Raw genomic sequence first — 22403 nt, 5'->3', positions numbered from 1 at the left:
AGGCTTTAAAACTAAATATGATTCTTCTTTCAATGTGGAAACACCTTGTATGATTAAACCGAGGTAATGAAAGGACCAAATCTTGTTAGGTAAGTTGTCCCTCTTGTTCCCTGAGGAATTTGTTGTATTTCCCAGGAAATAAGCGATTTATGCTATAACATGAGGTGTCGTTTTTTATAAAGTCTTGAATTCTTGTCGTTAATAGCTGGCATCATTAATAAATGTCTATGTGATTTAGTCCAATATTATTTTTAGCAATTTTCTAATGGATTGTCTGCCTCGTTTTCACAGCTTCGACTGAAGTTTTTTCTATCTCGTCAATTGCTAAACCGGCTAATCTAAAATTATGTAATGATAGATCCACTTCCATTGATTAACTGTCATTTTGGATTGAACCGCTTTCCATAAATATGGATCCTCAACCGGCAGAATAGGAATATTCACCCCTTGCTTCAATAAAGACTCTCTAACGAGTAGATCCTTATAAGCACGTGAAGACTCACGTTTTTTCACATTCAAAATCCTGTTTTTAATCTTACGGTTAGCGTAAGTTGAAAAGTCTCCCTTCTCTGCATCAAACGTTTGATGTGCCACCCATAAAGCAAACAATCCTTCTTGGAAATAGTCGTCATATGGTTGCTTAATCTGTAACTCGCGAATGTAAAAGTAAATCATTTCTTCAAAATTTATAGCAACCTCATAAAACGACATTTTTTCGTTCACGTTCTCTATCACTTTCCCCTGCCTTCTTAAATGCCAGCAATAACTTATAAAAGCAAGACTATATACCTATTATCGCATACGCTGTCAAGGTTGATACAGGGGTCTCAAGCTTGTCGAATCAATGAATTATCCTTTAATTTATAGAGATATTTTGTCGAAACAAATCTTAAGATGTCGAAATTTGTAAATTTTATCGTGTTTTTCTCACAATTTTCGTTTAGTTTCATATGTGTGAACATTTTGTGACAATTTGCTGATAATTGACTGATATGGATCAATAAATTTAGTTTTTCATTTGAGGAGTTTGTGGTATACTATAGGTAGAAATGTGCATATAATAGTTAGACCACAGCTGGAACTGTGGCCTATTGATAAGCGTTCCCCCAGGGGATCAGCTATCCAATCTGAATAGACCTCTCCCAATCAACTTATATGAGGGTTAATAGGGAGGTCTATTTTTTATTGATCATTTTTTCAACGAGTGTTAATACCCCAGTTAAAAACGTACCAAAAGCAAACATAATCATAAACACTTCGAAAATGCTCAAAGGCTTCACCCCCTTTTTCAACGAATAGGGCTAGCCGACCACCTAAAAGAACCTTATCTAATTGTTATTATAGCACAAAAAACGTCATATTAACCATAAAAATACGAACAAATGTTTGTAATTAAATTCAACTACAAAATCTTGCTAGGCCTTTTTACACAGAAAAAACAGTATGCATTAATTTTGCATACTGTTTCTTCTCCATTTTATTAGGATCCTGCAATAATGTGGAAGCCTGAATCGACGTGTAAAACTTCTCCTGTTACTCCACGAGCCATTTCGCTCAGTAAAAATAATGTCGCATCGCCAACCTGATCCTGATCAATGTGACGACGTAATGGTGCCTTCTCTTCGATTATAGATAACTTATCACTAAATCCAGAAACACCTTTTGCAGATAATGTCCTTACAGGTCCTGCAGATACCGCATTCACACGAATTCCAGCTGGTCCAACATCCTCAGCCAGATAACGGACACTTGCTTCCAAAGCAGCTTTAGCTACTCCCATCACATTGTAGTTCTTCACAACTTTTTCCGCACCTAGATAAGATTGAGTAACAATTCCTCCACCCTCTGTCATGAACTTGCGTGCCTCTCTGGTAACCGCTACTAACGAATAAGAGCTGATGTCCTGTGCCAGTAAATAACCGTCACGTGACGTATCAACAAAGTCACCATTTAAATCATCACGATCTGCAAACGCAACAGAATGCACAACACCGTGAATTACCCCAACCTTCTCGCCAATCTCCTCGAATGCTGCAGCAATACTCGCATCGTCTGATACATCACATGATACCAATAAGGAATCGTTTATGTCATTTTCATTTAGTAGCTTTTCTAACTTCTTTTTTGAACGCTCTTGGCGATTTGTGAAAATCAAGTTCGCTCCTGCATTATGTAAGGACTTGGCAATTCCCCATGCGATACTTCTATTATTCGCCACACCCATCACAACAATATTCTTTCCGTTCATTAAACCGTTCATATATGTACCTCCATAAATTTATTACTTCTATATTATAATCTAGCTTAAATCTGGCTCTGATACAAATGTTTTTATTGAAATGAATAAAGAATAAACTTCAAAAATAATCTTCTACATTTTAATCAATCAAAAAAAGTTGTATATCGATCCGCAATCCGTATTAAATTTCCCTTATGTTTCCGGTCATAAGTAATGATAAAACTAGTCGATGGACCACCAGACGCATTTACATCAAAAGGAATGACGAAATCCCTATCTTCCCATTTATACTTTTCCTTTAACTCCTTGATTCGATGTTGAATGCCCTTAGAGCCAACAGGTAAACTATCATAAATCCATCTTTGTTTTGTTATAGTTACAAACAATTCAAGTGGGGCTATTTTTTCAGGATAATCAATAACGTCATTGCCAACAAGTGGCTCACCAATGATAGCCACTCCCAGCTCTTCAGAAGGAATTTCTATTCTTTTTTCAGCAAAATGAACCCAGCCAAGCATGGATAGGCTTATCGCTGATTGGCTCATTTCCATATTCGATTCCGTACTACCAGTAATATCAAGTGAAAAACCAAGCGAGGTTTCAAGGCTTCTAACCGTTTGTTCAAGTTCCTCCCATATTTCGTCCCCAACAAAGTTACTTATTGTTACGGCAAACGGAGTCGCCCCTATTGATAAGCAATCCATTAGGGATACACGGAATAATGACTCAGCAACCGTTTGATAGGCTACCTGAACATTATCATTTGGCTTTAAGCCGATCCCCCCTGCATTATCAGTAGCAATTACGAGTTCACGTCCATCTCCTGCATGAATACACAATGGCTGTCCCATTAGATCAGGCTTTGTCTTCCGATTTTTTCTTTGCGGAACGGAAAACTTTCGCACTGCGGATATACTCTACATCTTTTGTTTGCTGCACCATATTTACATAGCGTGCTAAAGCAAAAAAGTAATCAGATAATCTGTTCAAATACATGAGGCAGACAGGATGGATGGTTTCCTGTTTTTGTAAGGAAACGACGAGACGTTCCGAACGACGGGTAATCGTTCTAGCTATGTGTAACGTTGATGCTGCAGGTGATCCGCCTGGCAAAATAAAACGCTCTAGTTCTGGTGTTAGCTTAATGTATTCATCCATACGTTGCTCAAGCCATTCCACACTTTCTTCTTGAAGCTTAAATGGACGGTTTGATTTTTTATTTGCTAAATCACCACCACAATCAAATAGCTCGTGTTGGATTTTTTCCAATTCCTCTTGAACTTCATTAAAGCGTGAATCCGTTAATTCTGAACGAGCTTTCCCTACAAAACTATTCGCCTCATCGACTGTACCATAGGCCTCTACACGGATATCATCCTTATCTACTCTGCCGCCAATAACACTCGTCTGACCTTTGTCACCCGTTTTTGTATATAACCTCATTTAAATCTCCTCCTATTTTAGTTGCTGCGATTTTCCAAACCATACTCGAAATACATGATTAGCATCTTTTGTTAATTGTTGATAAATAAACCCTACTTTATCCCGCCACAATCGATGCCTCTGTTCCATAGGGACAATTCCACCAGTAATGTCTGTTCCGATCATTACTAGTCGACGTGATGTGTTCTCTCGTTCCCATTCCATTAGAGAGTGATAATACTCCTGCCATTGTTGACCCCCGTCTGTCTGATCGATATAGTACGTATAAATGGAAGCTTCAAGATTAGTTACAATTAGAATGGGGGTTCGAACAGGTTCGAGTTCCTCGTTGTCTTTTAAAATTGTGTAATCGCCATGATAATTATCAAGCACCCAGTCTAGCTTTCCGTTATATGCACCGCCTGTGATAAAATCCATTGATCTCCCTCCTTCTTAAGGATGACTTTGTAGGCCTCGCCTGGTGCAACTGCCCAATCCCACATTGATTCTGAGACGTTTGACCAATGATGGAGCATCGTGCGGATTACTCCACCATGAGTAATGATTGCAACAGGCTCATTTGAATAACAATGATCATCAATCAGTTGGGCAAAAAAGCTAAGTACGCGGCTTTTAAAAAAGATTAAGCTCTCTCCGTTTGGCGGGGTGATTGATTCCATATCGTTTAGCCATTGTTTATATTCATCTTTACCTTGTAACTCCTCATAGGTAAAACCATCAAAGTTCCCAAAATTATACTCACGCAATCTATTTGTTTCTTCAACTACTTGGGAGAGGATCGATGCAGTTTCTCTACATCGATCTAGGTCACTAGCATAGACCTTTTGCAACGCAGGAAGGTGTTTCTTTAAATCCATAACTTGTAGGCGTCCTTGCTCAGACATTGCCTCATTTCGCCAGCCTAAATAACGTCTTTGTACATTTGAAGGAGTCTCTCCATGACGAATTAAATATAAAATAACCAAACGATGAACCATAAGCAAGTCTCCGTCCCTTCAAGTAGTGCACCGCAAACATCACCTGTTATCCCACCAAACGATCGGATCGCCCATACCCTAACTCCCCACATTACGATTATGGAAGCCAGAATCATAGCTAAGCTGATGATAAAGTGATACGAAGAAAGAAATGCCATTGCAGCACAAACTACAAGTGTTAGTCCAATAATCCAATATGTCACGCTACGATTATAATGTTTTTTAAAGAAATAGCATAACCCACTTTCCCTTGCAGAAGTCCCGTGTCCTAACAGCAGCATCATCATACATCTCGATAAAAGTGGAACTACTATTAGAAAGCCAATCACGGAAAAGTCACTAAGAAAAGCTTCATACATGAAAACAAACCGGATAATTAACACAACAAGCAGGACCAATACACCAAAGGCTCCTGTACGCGGGTCCTTCATTACTTCTAACCGTTTATGCTTGTCCTGGTAGGAAAAAAAGGCATCTCCCGTATCCATTAATCCATCAAGATGAAGTCCACCACTCCAAATAGCCGGAATGATGATCGCAAAAACAATCAAACTAAGCAGACTTAGAGATGTAAGAGAATCAAGACCATAAAACATAAGTGCATTAAACGTTCCGATAGAAAGTCCTAGAATAGGTAACCATCTAAGACTGGAACGCACTGTACGTGTAGTCGGTTCAATATTTCTCCTTATAGGAAACACGGAGAAAAACTGCAAAGCAAATAATGCCCCTAATCGGAAATTTCTCATGTGCCACTTACCTCGATCATTGCTAGAATCTTATCTATATCAAGATGCGTTTCTAAATGATTAGCCAAATTGTCGTAACGATTCGCTCGGTTGACCGTATGAAGCGTTGGCTTTTCTGATAGGCCCGATCTCATGCGTAAGCGATTCAGCCACTCTGTACGCCACTCATCATTGTGAAAGCAGTCATGAAGATAGGTCCCGACTAGACGCCCTTGATCAAGGCTTATCCCTTCTGGCCCATCATCCAGTTGAAGGAAGGGGTTGGTGATAGATCCAGACGTTCGGCCAAGATGAATTTCATAACCAGACATTGCTACAGGGAAATATCCGCTAGCTTCGTGAACATGTCCTTGAGCACGAATTGTTTTTTTGTTTTTCACAAACGTCGTTGAAAGAGGAAACACGCCTATTCCTTTTGTTCCCTCGCGATCAGACTCATCGTGATACATCACCTCAGAGAGGATTTGATATCCGCCACAAATGCCTACGGCTACTCCTTGCCTTGCATACTCTTTGATAGCCGCGGCTAGACCAATTTCAGCACATGCAAGATAATCTTCAATCGTGCTTCGCGTCCCTGGTAAAATGAGCGCATCAGGTGTCCCAAGTTCGTCAGCTGACCGAACATAGCGAATCGAAACGTCTACTTCTAAAGAAAGAGGAGAAATATCCGTGTCATTCGATAAATAGGGCCAATGGACAACAGCAATATCAAGAGACTGTTCAAGCGTAGAATGAGATGCTTGGACTGTTAAGGAATCTTCCCCTTCAATTCGGTGATCATCTAAATGAGGGATCACACCTAAGACAGGTAATCCTGTATAGTTTTCAAGCCATGTTACACCGTTTTCAAATAATGAACGTTGACCGCGAAACTTATTAATAATCAAGCCTTTCACACGCTTCAGGTGACTTTCTGGTAACAATTCCAATGTACCAACAATACTGGCAAACACGCCTCCTCTATCAATGTCCGCAACTAGAATGACTGGTATATCAATAAGATCAGCGATTGACATATTTACCAATTCACGGTCATTTAGGTTCACTTCAACCGGGCTTCCTGCTCCTTCAACCACCAAGGTGTCATATTCCGCTTCTAAACATTGAATGGATTGTTGGATCGCTTGTCTCCCATATTCATACCATTGGGTACGATACGCTGATCCTGTCCAAGCCTCTTTGCTTGCTCCATGGATAATCACCTCTGCCCGTTGATCACTCGTCGGCTTTAACAAAATAGGATTCATATCGACTGTTGCTTCAACTCGGGCAGCTTCAGCCTGAACACCCTGAGCGCGGCCTATCTCTTTTCCATCGATTGTCACATAAGAGTTATTTGACATGTTTTGTGATTTAAATGGAGCAACTCGAACACCACGATTTGCGAGTAGTCGACATAAGCCAGTAACAATCCAGCTTTTCCCTACATTAGATGCTGTCCCTTGAACCATAACACCTTTCATACTTCCTCCCCCTTATGAAGTAATGGTACACCATAAACCATTTCAATCGCTTTATCTGAACGCCCGACAACAAACCTATGTATAGAACCAAGGATGTATAAATAGTCCTGAACCATCCTATAGGAAGATGGGATATCACGACTAAGATCATTGGAAACAATATAAACTTCTCCGGCACTTGCCACGAGTTTTTCCAACTGTTTTATTAAAAAACGAATCATATCATCTAGATCCTTGTCTTCTTGCGCCATCATTTCATTTGTTATCCATGTTGTTAAACAATCGAGAAGAACGGCATCGTCGCTTGAAAAAGTAAGCTGATTAATGCCTGTCGGTTGTTCCCAAGTTTGCCAAGACCTGACGCTTTGTAGGCGGTCATCTTTATGACGGTACACACGTTCCTGCATTTCCGAATCTGTCACTACTCCCGTAGCTACATAATGAAGATTTGCTAACTTTGTATTCAATATGCCCTTCTCTGCATAGCTCGTCTTCCCGCTTCTTACACCACCACAAACAAAGGTTAGCATGTCTGAACCCACCTCTCTATAAGTTCAAGTAAGATGTCATTTTCTTTTTTTGTACGGATAGCCAGACGAACATAATCCCCATTTAATCCAGGAAAATTAAGTGTATGGCGAATAGCCACTCGATTTTTCAAAAGATAAGGAAGCAGGGTATCACTTAAGGACGGATATCCCCCTAATAAATAATAATTGACATCACTTTCCGATACGGTGAAAGATAGCTCCTGTAGTCGTGGGAAAATCCGTTCCTTCTCCGATTGAATCAACTCCCGTGTCCGTTGTCGATAAGAATGATCATTAATACATGACCCTGCAATTTCTTGAGCTAGCGCATTTACACTCCATGTTGGTTGATGAGATGCTAACTTCCGAACCATTGCTTCTGACGTAACAAGATAACCGATCCTTAAGCCTGGAATTGCGTACATCTTTGTCAGTGAACGCAAAATAATAAGCTGTGATGATGTGTTTACTCTTTGCATGAGTGAGGGCTCGTCTTGAACAAAATCATAAAAAGCTTCGTCGATAACGAGCGAAATCCTTTTTCTCTCAAGCTCATTCAATAGCTCAATAAGCACGTTCTGTTCATAAGAAACGCCTGTCGGATTGTTTGGATTACAGACAATTACAAGATCTACACCAGTAAGCTTGGATTTAATTCGTTCTAAAGGTAGCGCCCATCCTTCCGTCTCTGTTAGAAAAACGGAATCTACTATACAATTGTTCATTTCAGCAATCATACGATATTCAGAAAAGGTAGGCTCAACAATTAATACACCTTTCCCAGCAAACTCTCGTCCGATTAATGTAAGTAACTCAGAAGCGCCATTCCCGACCAGAACCTGCTCTGCTGGAATCGATTCTTGATTAGCAATTGCATGACGAAGCGCGCCCGCTTCAGGATCTGGATAGTTTGTCATTAACTCGAAATAGTCACCCCACTTTTCTTGTAACCAATATGGTGGACCGAGTGGATTGACATTCACACTAAAATCGTGGGTAACTTTTGGTAGTTGTAAAGCGTCTGTTAAATAGTGTGGATTAGCTCCATGTGCTGGCCATTTCAATGGCTACACCTCCTATCCATAAAAATGTCATGACATAAAGTGTGGCTCGTGTCATCAAGTGATGAGCGGCTTTTATGTGTTCAGCATTCATTTCCTCGTAAGCAATGCCTATTGTTGGCCTGATAGAGACCTCCCCGAAGTATCGATTTTCCCCACCTAATTGAATCCCAAGTAATAACGCAAAAGCTGCTTCCCCCCAGCCGCTATTTGGACTCGGATGACGTTTTGAATGGCTAAATAACAGTATAAATGCTTCCTTTTTTGTTTGATAAGGGGTCTGTTCCAACAATAAAAGTAATAGTGCTGTCAGCCTAGCAGGTATCCAGTTTAATACATCATCTAAACGAGCAGATGCCCAGCCAAAGTAATAATACCGTTCGTGACGATACCCTACCATCGAGTCACACGTATTCACAGCACGATAAAGCATAGCTAAAGGTGCACCACCTAAAAGAGCAAAAATAAGTGGTGCTGTAATACCATCACTCGTATTTTCAGCAACCGTTTCAACTGTTCCCCGCGTCATTTCAGATTCACCTAAATGAGCGGTATCTCGCCCAACAATCATTGATAACTGTTGGCGCGCCACAGCATAATCAGACTCAATAAGTGGTGTATACACATCCATCGACGCTTCTTTCAAACCCTTTAATGCGATCGTTGTCCAAATAAAGTATGACTCGATAACTATACCTAACACAACATGAACATGATAGCCTAGTAATGTAACTAACCAAGCGATCGCACTAACCAAGCTACACACAATGATAACCATGACAATCCCCTTGAAGCGACGGAACTTCCCTTTATTCCATCGTTTTTCAAGGAAATGAATCAAACTCCCTATCATACGGACAGGATGTGGCAACCAGCGTGGATCACCAAGCCATAAATCTAGTAAAAACGCTATCGTTATTGCAATAAGATGTTCTATCATGTATGCTTCATTCTCTCTATATTATGTTCAATAGCTTCCTTTGTAGCTTCATAAACCATTTCCCCTATCCGGCTCCCAAGAAAGGTGATCGGTCCTGCATATTCAAGGTTCTCCCCTTTTTGCGTACTTGCAATCAAAACACTATCTGTTGAAGTCCCTGTAGCTAGCGTCTCTGTCATTGGATCTTTGATTCCACAAATGGAGAAAGCTTTTGTTTTTGCTTCAGTTGCTGTAACGATTCCTTGAATAAATGCTTGTTCAGAAAGATGTCCCTCGATGAAAATCCATGTATTTACTGTACCAGGTTGGTTGTTTAACATCCTATTCCCACCATGAACCACGTCAACTGCATTACCCGTTCCAGCTGTAACGACAATGAGGATCCGTACATTTTCTTCCACGGAAAACCGTACAGCATAATCGGGCAAGTGTGCCGCTGTCATCATCGCTACCGTGTCATGCTCAGCCATCCCCCACTGTTGACATTTTTCCAGCATCAGTTGACGCGGAGAATGACAGTTAAAGTTTTTATCAACATGGTAATTAATGAAGTTACGGTACCAGCCAAATCCTCCTCCAACGAGAGCCGAAGAAAAGGTTTTAAGTAACTGCGTTGTTTTTATTACAACCTTCTCCTCCGTAACTTCCAATAGCTCCGGTGATAGGATTGAACTGGTTTTTTCCAATGAATAATCCGGCAACAAGTTCATCTGTGGGCTTGATAATGTAGGATTGGCATGAACATCAATGGAAGAATGATAGACTCGCTCAAGTAACGCTTTTTTCATCACCTCTTCCGGTTTGCCTATCTGTGTTATCTGCCCTTGATCCATTAATAACAGTCGATCACAATAAAGACTTGCGATATTTAAATCATGAAAAATAGATACGACTGTTAAACGATTGGTCAAAGACAACTGTTTTAAGTCATCCAAAAGTTGTTTTTGATAACTGAAGTCAAGATGATTAGTGGGTTCATCAAGTAGCAAAATATCAGGTTCCTGTGCAAGGGCTTGCGCTAAATAAACACGCTGCCTTTCCCCCCCACTTAAATGGTCTAAGGGATTTGTACGCATTTTAGTCAACCCCGTTTGTTCTAACACACGCTTAACCACATCTTTATCCAGTTCTGTCGGTTGCTTAAAAAAACCTGTTTGATACGCATAGCGTCCCATCATCACTGTTTCATAGACATTATAGGAAAAAAAGCTCTGCTGAATCTGTGGTAATGTCGCTACCTTACGGGCAAGCTGTTTACGTGTGTAATACTGGAGAGGCTTTTGTTCAATAAACACATTTCCTTTCCATAGGGGAATGATCCTACTCATCAGCTTAAATAGAGTCGTTTTCCCACTACCATTAGGACCTACTACACCAAAAAACTCACCACTATCAATAGTAAAACTAACATCGTCAACAATTGGCTTTTCCCCATATCCTCCTGTCATGTTCGTAATTTGAATCATGCACTCGCTCCTTTTTTCCTTTGCTGATATAAAATGATAGCAAAAATTGGCGCACCTATGAGCGAAGTGATTACACCAATAGGTAATTCGGCAGGAGCAATAATTGTTCTGGAAACAAGATCCGCCAATATTAAGAAAGTCGCACCGTTAATTAATGCTAGTGGGATGAGATGCCTATGATCCGTAGTAAAAACTCTCCTGCAAATATGGGGAACGACTAACCCGACAAAACCGATTGCCCCTGACACCGCAACCGCAGCACCAGTTAAGATAGAGGCTGCGACTAAAATCAACGCTTTTCTTTTTTCCGTAGGTACACCGAGCTGCCTTGCCCGTTCCTCACCTAGAGACATGGCGTTTAATTCCTGTCCCTGAGTCAATAGGACAAACACACCAATTACAAAAAAAGGGAGGAGTAATCCTACATAATCCCATCCTCGCATCGCCACACTTCCAAGAAGCCAACCGACAATTTGCCTGAGCTCTTCACCAGTTAATGCAATCATAAGGGAAATAACAGAACCCAGAAAAGACCCCATCACAATCCCTGTCAGTATAAGCGTCTCAATTGAAAGGGTGTGATCAAGCATACGTGCAAATCCAATAACGAACAGCAACGTGATAATAGCCGTACAAATACTAACAATAGGTAGTGTGAAAGAGGAGAAAACCGGCAAAGTAAATCCTACAAAAAGAACCAATACTGCCCCGACAGATGCTCCTGATGACACTCCTAATGTATACGGATCTGCTAAAGGGTTTTGAAGCAGACCTTGAAAAGAAGCACCAGCTATCGCGAGTGACGCACCCACGAGTCCAGCTAATACGACCCGTGGCATGCGAACATCTACAATAATACTAATATTGATTGGATCAACATTTGTTTGATAAGGAGTTATCGTTTCCACGATTGCCCCGATAATAACCGGAAGCGGAATAGGTACACTGCCAATAGCCACCCCTGCCAGCCATGCACTTATTAAAATAATCAAGCTCCCTAGATAGGCTAATGGTTTATTCATCACCGAACGTTTCCGGATAAATCGTTTCTGCCAATTGTTCTACACCTTCAATTAATCGAGGACCAGACCGAGAGACAATATCAGAGTGAACGTCAAATACCTGTTTATTTTCAATTGCAGGTACTTGTTCCCATCCTTCTCGATTAAGCACTTGGGCTACTGAGTTTTCTGTATAATAGCCATACGTTGTAATAACAACATCTGGTTGTAAACTAATGACGGCCTCTTCATTCATCTTCACCCAACCTTCAAGATCTGCAGCCGCATTCTTGGCATTAATCGCTTTTAGCATTTGGTTCATAAATGTACCCGTTCCAGTCGTATAAATTTCCGGCATCGGAGATACTTCAACAAACACACTTTTTGGATCCTTTATCTCAGTTGCCTTTTCCTTAATCGTTGCAAGCTTGTCCTTCATCCCTGACACGATACTCTCAGCTTCATTCTGCTCATCTACCAATTTACCAATCGAATGAATCGTTTCATAAACACTTTTAAAATCAGAAGCGTTCTTAACAATATAGACTGGAATCCCTGCACTAGTAATTTGATCAAGTGCTGCTTGTGAATTATGGGCACTTGAACCGTGAGCAAGAACGAGATCAGGCTTTAAGGAAAGGACTTTTTCCGTATTAATTTGCATCCCACCAACCTTATCAATCTCTTTCACTTGCTCAGGGTAGTTGTCATGATCAGATACCCCGACAACCTGCTCACCTGCACCAAGAGCAAAGACAACTTCTGTATTACTAGGAATAAGCGTAACAATTTTCGCAGGATCTTCTTCAAGTACAACTTCATTTCCTGCTGAGTCCTCCACGGTCAGTGGATATGCAGTAGCTTGGTCTTGTGTCTCTTCTGTACTTGTACTTTCTTCATTCTTGTCTGCTTTAGGTTGACTTGATTCTTCATTGTCTCCGCAACCAACTAACAGTCCAATCGCCATAAGTAACATAAATATGTAATTTGATAAATGTTTCAAGTTAATCTTCCCCCTGTAATTTAATAAACTAAATTTGAGCATTAAAAATACACATCTCGCAATGAAGATGTGCACACGAAAGAACTCTACAAAGCGCTTATTGCGACCATGCAGTATCCATTTACTATACACCCCCTATCCGCGTAGGTTATTGGTGGGAAAAAACAGGTAGGTTTCCTGGCTAATGGTCATCACTTCCTACTCCTTCCCATGTTTAACACACAGTGGAATCGTGCAGGTTGCTCGCAAATACAGTGGCGGGACCGCGTTGGACTTCAACCAACTTCCCTATTAAGTGATGGATAACATCACACCTATTTTCTTCGCCTATTCAACTATTTACTATTCTACTAATGATTTTGGAAAAATACTAGGGTTTCATGGGGGAAACTAGATTTATGCCATTCCTATTGGTGCTTTGTTGACGGTGGTGGTGTTATATTATATTTCAGTAAAGTCATAGAAAAGGTTTTACTTCAACATTTTGATTTTCTTCTATACGATTAGATTGGAGCGTTCCTTTAGTAGAAATTTATTTTAGGGATGTGGAAATATTTATTGATTTGTAATACATTTCCTGATTATCAAGCAACCCGCACCCAAGACAAAATATACGTTATGCACATCGGTTTAGGGAAATGCGTCATAACGTATAATAACAACTAGATTTATTAACCTGTATTTATTTTAATTTCCATTCAATTTTTAGTTGCATAGGGTGATAGCACCTTATAAAAAAGTCTACTAAATTCCACTCATTAATATTTGCATTTTAGTTGCACTTTCACACTTTCCTTTTGCCTCTTCAATGGTTTTCCCAGCTCCATCAACATTTAATGAGGATATAGCATAATAAGAACTTTCTTTGTTGTTTGTCTTTTTAACCGTAATAGAAACTGTTGTTCCTTCTATCTCTTTTTCATATTTTTCAATTACTGTTTCCATATAAAACACATCCTTAGCTTATTCTTAAGAAAGGAACCCTAGCAGAACTAGAGTCCCTATAAAACATCTAATATTAACGTAGAAGTTGTAATACGCCTTGCGGTTGTTGGTTGGCTTGGGCTAACATTGCTTGTGCCGCCTGTGTAAGGATGTTGTTCTTAGTGAACGTCATCATTTCTTTCGCCATATCAACATCGCGGATACGCGATTCTGCAGCAGTTAGATTTTCTGCAGAAGTTCCTAGGTTATTAATAGTGTGATCTAAACGGTTTTGAACTGCTCCCAATTTAGAACGTTCAGCTGAAACTGTTTCAATTGCACTGTTTATTATAGTAATAGCTGCATCTGCAGAAGTTTGAGTAGTTATTTCTATTCCATTAGTTACAGTTGCCTTAACAGGTGCTGTAGGATCAGAGTAATCGGTTGGTGTACCGACACCAACTCCTAATGTGCTTGCATCCATAGCCCCGATTTGAAGATTTATATTTTGTCCCGCATTAGCGCCAATATGAAGAGTCCCGTCAAAACCCCCGCCTAATAAATTCTGAGTATTGAATTCTGTATTATTGGAGATTCTAGTAATTTCTTCTGCTAATTGATTTACTTCTTTTTGCATTTCTGCACGATCTGAATCAGTATTCGTATCGTTCGAACTTTGAACAGCCAATTCACGCATACGTTGGAGAATTGAGTGAGTTTCACTTAAAGCACCCTCAGCAGTTTGAATCAAAGAAATCACATTTGTTATCGCAGTGGCTCTTTATCCGCTGCTTCTCTATGTCTCCATAGAGTTCAGACCATATCTTCATCCTATTAGGATGCCCCGCGCTCGTGGGTGGGTTATCAGTATGGTTCCTCACCACCTGGTCGTTACACCTTCCTAACTACAATCTACCAATTCATTAGGCTTGGCTCGGTATTGTCCACCATCCACACTGCTAGGTTGGTTTGGAGTTCCACCGAATTCACGGAGTTTTCATCTAAGTATTACTACTTAGAGCGGCATTTCTAGTCTACCGTCTTGAGCATTCTTACTAGCCATTTCCAAACCTCGAACCTGGCCTCGCATTTTTTCAGAGATAGCTAATCCAGCTGCATCATCAGCTGCACTGTTGATACGAAGTCCTGAAGACAATTTTTCTAACGACCCTGCTGTTGCACCTTGGTTACGTGACAACTGGTTGTACGTGTTTAAAGCTGCGATATTGTGATTAATTTTCATTTTCCTTACCTCCATGTAAGTATAATTTTTCGCGAGTCACATCCTTATGTCTCGCATCTATAACAACTCTTATAAAGAGTTATTAACAAAACCATCGTACAGTTCTCCTCTGAGAACCTTGTAATCTTTTGGAGCGTTCACCCGTAATCGCATGTAATCCTCTGGCTTATTGCGATCGCCTTTGACGATCTCAATTTCAATCTCGTTGCCATTTGGATCAATGATATAGAGCTTTTCTCCAGGATTTCTCCTTAACGTTAAGGCCAAATCTATCATCCTCCCTGATGATATACTACTTATATCGGCATGGTTGGGGATTGTTTAACTAGTTTTTGATAACTTTTTTGGGCAAAAAAATAAGCATGCATTTGCACGCTTTAATTGGTCCCTTCTTGCAACTCAGCCATATCTGCTCTTACATCCATCACATCTTGTGTTAAGTGCTTATACTTTATACCCAGTTTTTTAATGTCATGTTTTAACTCAGCTTTCATTTCTCGCATATCTGCTTTTACTTCTTGTATTTCATTTCTTATTTCTTGCATTCCTGTTTCTAGATTAGTAACTCTCTTTTCTATACTATTAACGGTTGTTTTAACGTCTTTTATCTCTGTTTTTATACCGCCGATATCCCCTGACAAATCCTTTATAGCAACAAATAAATCATTCATAGTAACTTCAGTCAAAGAACTTCCTCCTCTATAAGGCGTTTTTATAAGTCTAGCACTCACACGAAAATTCGACAAGCGTACATAAAGTGAAATTCGACTAAAAAGTATGGTTAAAATCTATTTTTCACCTTCACAAAAATAGATTTCACATAACTCATAACCATCAACTTTTTAATTTCACATACTTTTACGCACGTTCTCCACCATCAATTCAATAAGTGCTTCCTGGTTCGTGGCTGTTACTTTTTAAAACAACCTCATCTACTGCCCCTTCTTTTCTACATTAGTACCCGCTTTCTCCAACCTATACCCCATCGACTTATATCCTTTCAGTCGATTTTCAAACATCTTTTTTAGTGCGGGAACCTGATGGTCAACATAATCAAAAACCTTAACAACATTCTTATCATCATGTAGTCGATGAAGTCTGCCAACATATTGTTGCAAAGTTCCTTTCCATGATATTGGCATTGCCAAAATCAACGTGTCCAAACGGGCATTATCAAAACCTTCTCCAATATACTTTCCTGTCGCAATGACCAACTGGTGTTATTATACAAGATGCCCTGTTTGTAACCAAAATAGTATCATTGAACACACAAATAAAAATGTTTAAAATAAGAACGGGAGGGTTTCACATGGGAAAACGGAAGAAAAATAAAGCAAAAACCCCAAGACATAGACGCCAAAATTGCCACGGAAGACTTCAGGCAGCACCACATTGGATCCCAACGTTTAATGGGAAAAATCTAGTAAAGGGCTATAGCGCACATTTTGGAGTAGATAAAATGTGTGCAGTTAATGAACTGGAAATACTCGGATATTCTTTTAATGATGAATATAAACGTAAACTAAAGGACGCATTAATTCAAAAACAGAAACAAACCAAAAAACAAAAGGCTGCTGAAATGCGAAAGAATAATGAATTTGTCGACGAAGAAAGCAATGAAACATTTGCTTTTATTGCTGGTTATACATCAGGCGGAGCCCACTTTGGATTAACATGGGAGGAATGGGAACAGGATGAAGGTAATTCGAATTCAAAAAAGGACGCAGTATCAAATATAGACGATGAGAACCTTCCTTTTTGATTTTCTACTCTATTGAAGTCGATCCAGATTACTAGAATGTCAATCGACTTCAAGGTAAAGTAGATCCTAAATATCAAAAAGTTAATCGTGATCCAAGAAAGTTGATCGACATTACGGCGAAGTTGATCCAAAAGACATTCAAACTCCTACAAATTACCCCCGCCCATTGACACACTTCTACAACAATTCCCAAGTTTTTCGTGACTTAAGTGGTATAGACGTCTATAACAGAATACTAGTATAGTTAAACTAGTAAATGTAAGCCTTTTCACAAATTAATAGATTGGAGGAAAAAAGCTTATGCACCGAAAGTTGTTTTTTGCTTCATTGTCTGTGATCCTAACGTCGTCATTGCTAGTAACCACTGCAATTCCAGTAAGTGCATCACCCCCACCTACGATTGAGAAACAAAACAAAAAGAAAGCGCAAGAACGACCCCATCCTGTATTTTCGTGGGGTACACCAGGACCAACCTCACCAGTTTTGCATCCAGGATCTGCTAGAGGTGCAGGAATGATGCAACGCCCGCTAAACGAGATAGATCCGATTATAGAATCACTAATTGCTGAAGACGCCATGCCTGGTGCTGTAACGTTTGTCGCGAGGCGTGGTCATATCGTCCAACAAGAAGCTTATGGTCATGCACTATTGTATGAGGATGATGAAGGTAATCTTGTTGATAATCCGATTGAAATGCAAAAGGATACTATTTTCGATATCGCATCCCTTAGTAAGATTTTTACTACGACAGCTGCTATGAAATTATATGAACAAGGTTACTTTGAATTGAACGATCCAGTTTCCGAGTACATTCCTGAATTTGCTCAAAACGGAAAAGAAGATGTGACCATCAAACAATTGATGACACACACTTCCGGATTCAAGGCATGGGTTCCTCTCTATACTATCGGGGACAGTCGCGAAGATCGGTTGGACTATGTTTTTAACTATCCATTAGATAATCCTCCAGGAACAACGTATACCTACAGTGATTTGAACATGATCACACTAGGTGCAATAATCGAGCGTTTATCAGGTAAACGCCTTGATGAGTTTGTAAATGATACCCTACTAGAGCCACTTAACATGACAGACACCATGTATAACCCACCAGAATCGTTAAAAAATCGAATTGCCGCAACTGAATATCAGCCATGGACCAACCGCGGCCTTGTATGGGGCGATGTACACGATGAAAATGCTTGGTCCCTAGATGGTGTAGCTGGTCATGCTGGTGTTTTTTCAACCGCTAATGATCTAGCTATTCTTGCACATATGTTTATCAACGATGGCCGGTATGGCGGCAAACAAATCCTGCAACCTGAAACCATTCAATTGTTAGTCGAAAATCAAATACCACAATTCACTGGAAATGAACATGGATTAGGATGGGAACTTGCGCAAGGCTGGTATATGGATGCATTATCAGAAGCATCAACCATTGGGCATACTGGTTATACAGGAACATCTATTGCTGTTAATTTAAACAACGATACGATTGCGATTTTGCTTACAAACACTGTTCATCCTAGCCGTGTAGGGGTTTCAACTAATCCTGCTAGACGACAATTTGCACGACAGGTGGCTGATGCTATTCCGGTTTCTGTTCCAAAGGGGCAGGATGCATGGTTTTCGGGTTATGGGGACAAGCTAACTAGTTCTCTTACTGCAAAGGTAGATATCGAATCGGATGCTACGCTCACATTTGATACATGGTATCGAATTGAACAAAGCTATGATTATGGATTGGTGGAGATTTCGTCAGATGGAACGAACTGGACAACTGCTATCTCGCCATTATCAGGCAGTAGTATCGATTGGCAGTCAAAAGAAGTTCAACTCCCTGAGGGCACTAAGTTCATCAGATTCCATTATCAAACAGACTCTTCTACAAATGGCCGAGGATGGTATGTAACAAATGCAAAAATACAAGACAATCATGGCAACCAGACATCGCTTCAATTTAATAACACCGATCAATGGGCAAAACGTAATTACTAAAATGGAGGGATACGAATGAAAACGTCTAAACGAATACCGTTAGTTTTGCTTGTCATTCTTACCATGCTTGGTAGCCAACTTACTTTCGCTTCCAATCACAGTTTTGCGGCAGAAAAGGATCAGGTCAAGGATCTAGTCTTGTTACAGAACGTTCCTGAAGCCGCGACCGAAGTGAAGGATAAAAAAGTTACTTTACAGGCTCTTAATCTTTATGAGGATGGGCATTTTACCAAAACATCTGAAGATCTAGATTGGGATTCATCCAATGAAAATGTTGCGACTGTTGATGAAAACGGTGTTGTTACATTTACTGGCCAAAATGGGCGGTCCTTCATTACCGTTTCAACTGACAGTTTTGAGGATCGAATAGCCGTCGATTTTAAAGTCGACAAATCGAACAAGAAAGGCAAGCCAACTTCAAGCGGTAAAGTTGTGAAACAAAAGGGTGATAAGTATAACATCATCTCAAACGCTATTGATGGAATGACGATGAAAGAAAAAGTCGGTCAACTATTAATGCCAGACTTTCGCAACTGGAACGGCGAGAACGTAACAGAAATGTTGCCCGAAATCGAACAAATGGTCAAAGATTACCATCTTGGTGGCGTTATTCTTTTCAGAGAAAATGTTGTAACAACTGAGCAAACAGCAAAACTAGTTGCTGATTACCAAGAAGCCTCTGAAAAATATGGATTACTCATGACCATTGATCAGGAAGGTGGAATCGTTACTCGCCTACAATCTGGAACTGACATGCCAGGTAACATGGCGCTAGGGGCTACCAGGTCAACAGAAATTTCGCACGATGTTGGACAGGCTATTGGTGAAGAATTAAAAGCACTCGGAATAAACATGAACCTTGCGCCAGTACTTGATGTCAATAACAATCCAGATAACCCAGTAATTGGCGTTCGCTCATTTGGTGAATCCCCTCAACTTGTTGCGGAACTCGGAATTGCTTATACAAAAGGATTACAAAGTACTGGTGTTGCTGCAACCGCAAAGCATTTTCCTGGACACGGTGATACAGCAGTTGATTCCCATCTTGGATTGCCAGAGGTCCCTTATGATCTAGAGCGATTAAGGGAAGTTGAACTTTATCCATTTCAACGAGCGATGGAAGCTGGAATAGATGCAATCATGACAGCACATGTGACATTCCCAAAAATCGATGATACAAAGGTTATTTCAAAAAAAGATGGAACAGAAATCTCGTTACCAGCTACACTTTCTCATAAGGTACTTACTGGGCTTATGCGTGAGGACATGGGATTTGAAGGTTTGATCATTACGGATGCATTAAACATGGGTGCAATCCAAGATCACTTTGGTTCCGTTGACGCTGCAATCAGAGCGGTGAAAGCTGGATCGGACATCGTATTGATGCCTGTTGGCTTAGAAGAAGTTGCTAACGGTTTGTATGATGCTGTTGAATCGGGAGAAATCTCTGAAGAACGAATCGAAGCATCTGTCGAACGAATTTTAACACTAAAAATCAAGCGAGGAATAATTAAGGAAGAAAACCCTACTCCAATCAGCGAAATAATAGAGAATGCTAATGAAGTAGTCGGATCTGAAGCACATAAACAAGTAGAAAAAGAAGCGGCTGAGCAATCTATCACACTTGTGAAAAACGATGATGTATTGCCGTTAGACGTGACAACTGATCAAAAGATTGTTGTGGTCGGTAATGCTTATGTTTCTTCACTATACGATGCTGTCAAGGTGTTTCATGCAAATACAGAGGTCATCAGAGCAAGTGGCCCTTTATCAGATGAACAATTAAGCATCGTACAAGCTGCAGACAAAATTATCGTTGGAACCTACACGTACAATGTGAGCGGTAGATCTGTTGATAGCTCACAAATGCAAATGGTCAATCAAGTTATCGAAAGCACCGAATCGCCTGTAATTGGAGTAGGCATTCGAAATCCATACGACATTATGGCTTTTCCAACAATTGATTCCTACATTGCACAATACGGATTTAGAGAAGCTAGCTTTGATGCTACAGCTGCAACGATATTTGAGGAAAATACACCAACTGGATTACTACCTGTCACCATACCCGGTTTAAATGGTGATGTGCTATACGAATTTGGTCACGGACTATCTTATTAAATGAGAGGGGAATGTATCGTGAAAAAATTAATCATGGTAATGTTAGTATCTATTTTGGTAATGACTACTATGTCAGGAGTTTCTGCAGATAATAATGGCAAGCACAAAGGACATCACAAGAACAAAAAATTCCAATTAGGGGTTGAAGTATTACTGGATGAACAAAAGGATTTGCTCGAGGGACAACGTGTGGGATTAATCACCAATCCAACAGGAGTTGACCAGGAGTTAAATAGTATTGTCGATCTTCTGCACAATGATCCTGATATCAACTTAACAGCATTGTATGGCCCGGAACACGGTGTTCGTGGCAGTGCCCAGGCAGGTGAATATGTAGATTACTATATTGATAAAAATACTGGTTTACCTGTATTTAGTTTATACGGAGAAACTCGTAAACCAACACCTGAAATGTTAGAAAACGTTGATGTACTCGTATTCGATATTCAAGATGTTGGAACAAGATTTTACACGTATATCTATACTATGGCATATGCAATGGAAGCTGCTCAAGAAAACAATATCCCTTTTATTGTGTTGGATCGGCCTAACCCTCTAAGTGGAACTAAAGTTGAAGGACCAGTTCTAGATCCAGAATATGCATCATTCGTTGGAAAATATCCAATTCCATTACGCCATGGTATGACAGTTGGAGAACTAGCAAAATTTTTTAATACGGAGTTTAACATTGGAGCAGATTTAACTGTAGTAGAAATGGATGGTTGGAAGCGGAACATGCACTATGATGACACCCCACTTGAGTTCGTGATGCCGTCACCTAACATGCCAACACCTGAAACAGCAATGGTCTACCCTGGTGCAGCGTTGATTGAGGGTACAAACGTTTCAGAAGGACGAGGTACGACAAAGCCGTTCGAATTAATTGGTGCACCATTCATTAACAGCACAGAATTAGCAACAACTTTAAATGACTTAAATTTACCTGGAGTAGCATTCCGTGCAGCATCATTCACACCAGCATTCTCAAAGCATAGTGGTACATTAAGCCATGGCATACAAATTCATGTGACTAAAAAAGAAGCCTTCCATCCAATAGAAACGGGTCTGCACATCGTGAAAACGATCCATGATTTATATCCTGAAGACTTCGCTTTCCGAGCAGAAAACAGTTCAGGTGTATCATTCTTCGATAACTTAATCGGAAATGGCTGGATTCGAGAAGCGATTGAAAACGGCGAGTCAGTTGAATCAATGAAGGAACAATGGCAAGAGGATTTAAACGAGTTTAAAGAGGTTAGAGAAGAGTATTTATTGTATTAAAATATAGAACCATTATAAAACCTTGACCACTCTAGCGGGTGGTCAAGGTTTTTTTTCTAAACATATTTAAATTTAAAAGGTGAGCGACAATATTGCTCTCCCGAGTTTGGGTGTGCGTCTCCCAAGTTCGGATGTGTGTCTCCCAAGTTCGGATGTGTGTCTCTCGAGTTTGGGTGCGTTCTCCCGAGTTTGGGTT

At 40.1% G+C, this 22403-nt stretch carries 22 protein-coding genes, 3 pseudogenes and 1 riboswitch; of the genes and pseudogenes, 4 read left to right on the top strand and 21 right to left on the bottom strand.

Annotated elements, in window-relative coordinates; translation table 11 throughout:
• Window positions 1-333 precede the first annotated feature (333 nt).
• The 21 genes and pseudogenes from CFK40_RS06535 to CFK40_RS06440 all read right to left on the bottom strand — a co-directional run.
• Window positions 334-735, bottom strand: a complete 402-nt coding sequence (locus CFK40_RS06535) for a sigma factor (RefSeq protein WP_089531544.1) — start codon at window positions 733-735, stop codon at window positions 334-336.
• A 440-nt stretch (window positions 736-1175) separates the two neighbouring features.
• Window positions 1176-1271 carry a putative holin-like toxin gene (locus tag CFK40_RS20730; protein WP_152640105.1) on the bottom strand — a complete coding sequence of 32 codons (96 nt, stop codon included), beginning with the start codon at window positions 1269-1271 and terminating at the stop codon, window positions 1176-1178.
• A gap of 209 nt (window positions 1272-1480) precedes the next feature.
• Entirely contained in the window at window positions 1481-2260 is a 780-nt protein-coding gene (gene fabI / locus CFK40_RS06530; protein ID WP_089531543.1) for an enoyl-ACP reductase FabI, read from the bottom strand.
• A gap of 122 nt (window positions 2261-2382) precedes the next feature.
• Window positions 2383-3144: a hypothetical protein gene (locus CFK40_RS06525; protein ID WP_152640104.1), complete on the bottom strand. Its 762-nt coding sequence runs from the start codon at window positions 3142-3144 to the stop codon at window positions 2383-2385.
• Entirely contained in the window at window positions 3095-3682 is a 588-nt protein-coding gene (locus CFK40_RS06520; protein WP_089531541.1) for a cob(I)yrinic acid a,c-diamide adenosyltransferase, read from the bottom strand. The genes CFK40_RS06525 and CFK40_RS06520 overlap by 50 nt, the downstream gene beginning before the upstream one ends.
• A gap of 12 nt (window positions 3683-3694) precedes the next feature.
• A complete protein-coding gene (locus CFK40_RS06515) occupies window positions 3695-4099 on the bottom strand; it encodes a bifunctional adenosylcobinamide kinase/adenosylcobinamide-phosphate guanylyltransferase (RefSeq protein WP_089531540.1) in 405 nt (134 codons plus the stop codon).
• A complete protein-coding gene (locus tag CFK40_RS06510; RefSeq protein ID WP_089531539.1) occupies window positions 4060-4659 on the bottom strand; it encodes a histidine phosphatase family protein in 600 nt (199 codons plus the stop codon). Before CFK40_RS06510 ends, CFK40_RS06515 begins: the two co-directional genes overlap by 40 nt.
• Entirely contained in the window at window positions 4629-5408 is a 780-nt protein-coding gene (gene cobS / locus CFK40_RS06505) for an adenosylcobinamide-GDP ribazoletransferase (protein WP_089531538.1), read from the bottom strand. Before cobS ends, CFK40_RS06510 begins: the two co-directional genes overlap by 31 nt.
• The gene (locus CFK40_RS06500; RefSeq protein ID WP_089531537.1) at window positions 5405-6874 is read right to left on the bottom strand and encodes a cobyric acid synthase; all 1470 of its coding nucleotides are present in this window, start codon (window positions 6872-6874) and stop codon (window positions 5405-5407) included. The genes cobS and CFK40_RS06500 overlap by 4 nt, the downstream gene beginning before the upstream one ends.
• Window positions 6871-7404, bottom strand: a complete 534-nt coding sequence (locus CFK40_RS06495) for a bifunctional adenosylcobinamide kinase/adenosylcobinamide-phosphate guanylyltransferase (RefSeq protein ID WP_089531536.1) — start codon at window positions 7402-7404, stop codon at window positions 6871-6873. The genes CFK40_RS06500 and CFK40_RS06495 overlap by 4 nt, the downstream gene beginning before the upstream one ends.
• Window positions 7398-8468, bottom strand: coding sequence for a threonine-phosphate decarboxylase CobD (cobD, locus tag CFK40_RS06490; protein WP_089531535.1), 1071 nt, complete (start codon window positions 8466-8468; stop codon window positions 7398-7400). The genes CFK40_RS06495 and cobD overlap by 7 nt, the downstream gene beginning before the upstream one ends.
• Window positions 8443-9402, bottom strand: a complete 960-nt coding sequence (gene cbiB / locus CFK40_RS06485) for an adenosylcobinamide-phosphate synthase CbiB (protein WP_089534311.1) — start codon at window positions 9400-9402, stop codon at window positions 8443-8445. The genes cobD and cbiB overlap by 26 nt, the downstream gene beginning before the upstream one ends.
• Window positions 9402-10871: an adenosylcobinamide amidohydrolase gene (locus tag CFK40_RS06480; protein ID WP_089531534.1), complete on the bottom strand. Its 1470-nt coding sequence runs from the start codon at window positions 10869-10871 to the stop codon at window positions 9402-9404. Before CFK40_RS06480 ends, cbiB begins: the two co-directional genes overlap by 1 nt.
• Window positions 10868-11893 (bottom strand): FecCD family ABC transporter permease, encoded by a 1026-nt coding sequence (locus tag CFK40_RS06475; protein WP_089531533.1) that lies wholly within the window; start codon window positions 11891-11893, stop codon window positions 10868-10870. Before CFK40_RS06475 ends, CFK40_RS06480 begins: the two co-directional genes overlap by 4 nt.
• A complete protein-coding gene (locus CFK40_RS06470; protein WP_227001882.1) occupies window positions 11886-12875 on the bottom strand; it encodes an ABC transporter substrate-binding protein in 990 nt (329 codons plus the stop codon). The genes CFK40_RS06475 and CFK40_RS06470 overlap by 8 nt, the downstream gene beginning before the upstream one ends.
• Window positions 12876-13025: 150 nt before the next feature.
• Window positions 13026-13208: riboswitch (cobalamin riboswitch) on the bottom strand.
• A 411-nt stretch (window positions 13209-13619) separates the two neighbouring features.
• Entirely contained in the window at window positions 13620-13820 is a 201-nt protein-coding gene (locus CFK40_RS06465; protein WP_089531531.1) for a hypothetical protein, read from the bottom strand.
• A 73-nt stretch (window positions 13821-13893) separates the two neighbouring features.
• Window positions 13894-14556, bottom strand: a pseudogene (locus tag CFK40_RS06460) (flagellin); the annotation flags it as partial.
• A gap of 279 nt (window positions 14557-14835) precedes the next feature.
• Window positions 14836-15042: pseudogene (locus tag CFK40_RS06455) on the bottom strand (flagellin N-terminal helical domain-containing protein); the annotation flags it as partial.
• A gap of 69 nt (window positions 15043-15111) precedes the next feature.
• The gene (locus tag CFK40_RS06450) at window positions 15112-15309 is read right to left on the bottom strand and encodes a carbon storage regulator (protein WP_089531529.1); all 198 of its coding nucleotides are present in this window, start codon (window positions 15307-15309) and stop codon (window positions 15112-15114) included.
• A gap of 110 nt (window positions 15310-15419) precedes the next feature.
• Window positions 15420-15728, bottom strand: coding sequence for a Vps53-like N-terminal domain-containing protein (locus CFK40_RS06445; protein ID WP_089531528.1), 309 nt, complete (start codon window positions 15726-15728; stop codon window positions 15420-15422).
• Between the two features lie 246 nt (window positions 15729-15974).
• Window positions 15975-16259, bottom strand: a pseudogene (locus CFK40_RS06440) (restriction endonuclease subunit R); the annotation flags it as partial.
• Window positions 16260-16351: 92 nt separating this feature from the next.
• Here CFK40_RS06440 and CFK40_RS06435 point away from each other — a divergent pair.
• The 4 genes from CFK40_RS06435 (at window position 16352) to CFK40_RS06420 (ending at window position 22207) form a co-directional block, all read left to right on the top strand.
• Window positions 16352-16804: a hypothetical protein gene (locus CFK40_RS06435; protein WP_089531527.1), complete on the top strand. Its 453-nt coding sequence runs from the start codon at window positions 16352-16354 to the stop codon at window positions 16802-16804.
• A 300-nt stretch (window positions 16805-17104) separates the two neighbouring features.
• On the top strand, window positions 17105-18805 hold the full coding sequence (locus CFK40_RS06430; protein ID WP_089531526.1) for a serine hydrolase domain-containing protein: 1701 nt from the start codon (window positions 17105-17107) through the stop codon (window positions 18803-18805).
• 15 nt (window positions 18806-18820) lie between these two features.
• A complete protein-coding gene (locus CFK40_RS06425; RefSeq protein WP_089531525.1) occupies window positions 18821-20926 on the top strand; it encodes a glycoside hydrolase family 3 protein in 2106 nt (701 codons plus the stop codon).
• 33 nt (window positions 20927-20959) lie between these two features.
• Window positions 20960-22207 carry an exo-beta-N-acetylmuramidase NamZ family protein gene (locus tag CFK40_RS06420; protein ID WP_089534310.1) on the top strand — a complete coding sequence of 416 codons (1248 nt, stop codon included), beginning with the start codon at window positions 20960-20962 and terminating at the stop codon, window positions 22205-22207.
• Window positions 22208-22403: the final 196 nt, after the last annotated feature.

The organism is Virgibacillus necropolis (assembly GCF_002224365.1).
In the GTDB taxonomy this organism is placed as follows: Bacteria; Bacillota; Bacilli; order Bacillales; family Amphibacillaceae; genus Virgibacillus_F; species Virgibacillus_F necropolis.
The sequence above is the reverse complement of the archived record's forward strand: the minus strand, read 5'-3'. Positions and strand labels throughout refer to the sequence as shown.

Coding starts and splice junctions, on each gene's coding strand:
- fabI (WP_089531543.1), bottom strand. CDS start 2,260: ATGAACGGTTTAATGAACGGAAAGAATATTGTTGTGATGGGTGTGGCG.
- CFK40_RS06520 (WP_089531541.1), bottom strand. CDS start 3,682: ATGAGGTTATATACAAAAACGGGTGACAAAGGTCAGACGAGTGTTATT.
- CFK40_RS06515 (WP_089531540.1), bottom strand. CDS start 4,099: ATGGATTTTATCACAGGCGGTGCATATAACGGAAAGCTAGACTGGGTG.
- CFK40_RS06510 (WP_089531539.1), bottom strand. CDS start 4,659: ATGGTTCATCGTTTGGTTATTTTATATTTAATTCGTCATGGAGAGACT.
- cobS (WP_089531538.1), bottom strand. CDS start 5,408: ATGAGAAATTTCCGATTAGGGGCATTATTTGCTTTGCAGTTTTTCTCC.
- CFK40_RS06500 (WP_089531537.1), bottom strand. CDS start 6,874: ATGAAAGGTGTTATGGTTCAAGGGACAGCATCTAATGTAGGGAAAAGC.
- CFK40_RS06495 (WP_089531536.1), bottom strand. CDS start 7,404: ATGCTAACCTTTGTTTGTGGTGGTGTAAGAAGCGGGAAGACGAGCTAT.
- CFK40_RS06480 (WP_089531534.1), bottom strand. CDS start 10,871: ATGATTCAAATTACGAACATGACAGGAGGATATGGGGAAAAGCCAATT.
- CFK40_RS06475 (WP_089531533.1), bottom strand. CDS start 11,893: ATGAATAAACCATTAGCCTATCTAGGGAGCTTGATTATTTTAATAAGT.
- CFK40_RS06465 (WP_089531531.1), bottom strand. CDS start 13,820: ATGGAAACAGTAATTGAAAAATATGAAAAAGAGATAGAAGGAACAACA.
- CFK40_RS06435 (WP_089531527.1), top strand. CDS start 16,352: ATGGGAAAACGGAAGAAAAATAAAGCAAAAACCCCAAGACATAGACGC.
- CFK40_RS06430 (WP_089531526.1), top strand. CDS start 17,105: ATGCACCGAAAGTTGTTTTTTGCTTCATTGTCTGTGATCCTAACGTCG.
- CFK40_RS06425 (WP_089531525.1), top strand. CDS start 18,821: ATGAAAACGTCTAAACGAATACCGTTAGTTTTGCTTGTCATTCTTACC.
- CFK40_RS06420 (WP_089534310.1), top strand. CDS start 20,960: ATGGTAATGTTAGTATCTATTTTGGTAATGACTACTATGTCAGGAGTT.